This window comes from Desulfovibrio sp. 1214_IL3152, assembly GCF_036763055.1.
GTDB lineage: Bacteria > Desulfobacterota > Desulfovibrionia > Desulfovibrionales > Desulfovibrionaceae > Desulfovibrio.
Genome location: NZ_JBAIYW010000250.1, coordinates 1 through 2,334, shown reverse-complemented (window position 1 = coordinate 2,334; position 2,334 = coordinate 1). Strand labels below are relative to the sequence as shown.

Here is a 2,334-nt window from a genome sequence, read left to right as displayed (position 1 = left end):
GCCGATGGGGCTCCAGGGAATGAGGCCGAGGCCGTAATGGCGGCAGGCCGGGATGACTTCGAGTTCCAGGGCGCGCACGGTCAGGTTGTACAGGCTCTGCTCGGAAACCAGGCCCATGAAGTTGCGCTGGCGGGCCATGCCCTGGGCCGTCGCGATATCCCAGCCCGCGAAGTTGCTGCTGCCGATGTAGAGCACCTTGCCCTGCTGGACCAAAAGTTCCATGGCCTGCCAGATTTCTTCCCAGGGCGTGGTCCTGTCGATGTGGTGCATCTGGTACAGGTCGATGCGGTCGGTTTTCAGGCGGCGCAGGCTGTCTTCGCACGCCTGGCGGATATGGTAGGCCGAAAGGCGGCGGTCGTTGGGGCCGAGGCCCATGGGCTGGTAGCACTTGGTGGCCAGCACGATGTCGTTGCGCTTGCCGCTCTTCTCCAGCCAGCGGCCGATGATTTCTTCGGACGTGCCGAAGCCTTTTTCCATGTCGGGCGTTTGCGGTCCGCCGTACACGTCGGCGGAATCAAAAAAGTTGACGCCCGTTTCAATGGCCTTGTCCATAATCTGGTAAGCGGTCTGCTCGTCCGTGGCGTCGCCGAAATTCATGGTGCCGAGGCAGAGCCGGCTGACTTTCAGGCCTGTGCGCCCGAGGTTAACGTATTGCATGTCTATTCTCCTTGGAAGGTTGTTTTCAGGAACCGCGCATACTCAGCGCCGCCTGTGATTCATCATTTTCAGGAGAATAGCTCCGGCACGGCAAAACAAAAGATACAGATTTATCTAATTTTTGCACTTTCCTGCCGTTTCCGCGGACGAGCATAGAAAAAAGCCGGGAGCGACGCTCACCGGCTTTGTATACGGTCAGGTGTTTCCGGCTCAGGCAGAAGCCTGGATTTGCGTCACGTTCCTCTGCGGCGCATCGCCGAACAGGCGCTTATATTCGCGGTTGAACTGGGTAAGGCTTTCGTAGCCCACCGCGTAGCTCGCCTTTGAGACGTCCTCATGGTCCTCCAGCATGCGCCGCTGGGCTTCATAGAGCCGCAGGTGCTTGTGGTACTGGGTCGGGCTCATGCTGGTAACGGCCTTGAAGTGCTTGCGGAAGGTCGGCGGGGCCATGTTCAGGCGCCTGGCCAGCTCGTCCACGTCCAGCGGCTGCATGAAATTGTCGCGCAGCCAGTTGATGCCCTGGAATATCTGGTTGCCCTGGGTTCCCTGGGTATTGAGGGATTTGAGCAGCTCGCCCTGCGGTCCGAGCAGCAGCAAAAGGTGAATCTCCCTGGAAATCAGAGGCGCAAGAAGCGGAATCTGTTCCGGGGTGTCCAGAAGATCCAGCATCCTCCCGAAAGCCTGGAGAATTTCCGGGTCGGTCGGCATGACGGCGACGCCGCCCATGCTGCCGCCCGCGGAGGAAGTCTTACCGGGGCCTTTTGCGGGCGGAATCTGCGCCGCGAGCTGGGTGGTCAGATGGCTGTCCAGTTCCAGGGTCATCACCAGATAGGGATTTTCCGGCGAGGCCTCGGTAAGATAGCTCAGGTTGGGCATGTCCACCCCGGCCAGCAGGCAGTTGCCCGCGCCGTAACGATATTCCTCGTTTCCGACCACCACCCGCTTGGCCCCCTGGACCGTCATCGCCAGAATGGGCTTGTTCCAGCAGTTTTCGGGAATATTGACTTCGTCCCGGCGGTTCAGCACAAAGCCCGGCACCGGCGTCGGGTAGGTGCCCGGGGCGGGCATCCGCCGGAGCAGCTTTTCTCTCAGGATCGCATATGTTCTGTCTGTCGTATCACGCATGTTCACGCTCCATGTAAAATTCGTCCGGATTCTTCAATAGCACGCCTTAAGGCACCGGGAAAGACCGGGGCAGAATTGTGCAAAATTTAGATAAAATCGTATCTGTTGTACCCGGATTACCGAATATATAAGTCCTTCATGGGAGATGTGCGGCCGGTTACCGGGCCGCGCGCAATCTGATGAAAAAAATATTCATGAACAGCCTTTCCGGATCCTGCCTGAGGGTGCTTGTGGCCTGCTACTCGCACACCGGCAACACCCTGGCCGTCGCCCGGATGATCCGGGACCGTACCTGCGGGGTGCTTTTCGGCGTAGAGCCTGTGGAAGGCTACGAAGCGGCAACCGTCGAGGCCGTCTCCCGCTGGGAGCTTGAGGAAAACCTGCTGCCGGAGCTGCGGTTCTCCGTCCCGTGCATGTGCAACTACGATCTCGTCCTGATCGGCGGCCCCGTATGGCACGACACCATTCCGGCCCCGCTCCGCTCCTTTCTCGGCCAGACGGATTTTTACGGCAGGCGCGTGGTCCCATTCTGCACCCACGAGCGAGGCCCGA

Annotated in this window: 3 protein-coding genes; 1 reads left to right on the top strand and 2 read right to left on the bottom strand. The window is 59.8% G+C overall.

Going from position 1 to position 2,334, the window contains the following annotated elements; all coding sequences use genetic code 11:
- A partial coding sequence (locus tag V6C07_RS05220; RefSeq protein WP_333535306.1) for an aldo/keto reductase occupies positions 1–657 on the bottom strand: 657 nt, incomplete at its 3' end.
- A gap of 210 nt (positions 658–867) precedes the next feature.
- Positions 868–1,782, bottom strand: a complete 915-nt coding sequence (locus tag V6C07_RS05215; protein ID WP_333535305.1) for an AraC family transcriptional regulator — start codon at positions 1,780–1,782, stop codon at positions 868–870.
- A 194-nt stretch (positions 1,783–1,976) separates the two neighbouring features.
- On the opposite strand from V6C07_RS05215, the gene V6C07_RS05210 reads away from it, so the two are divergent.
- Positions 1,977–2,334 (top strand): flavodoxin family protein (locus tag V6C07_RS05210; RefSeq protein ID WP_333535304.1); only part of this gene is annotated, 358 nt, incomplete at its 3' end.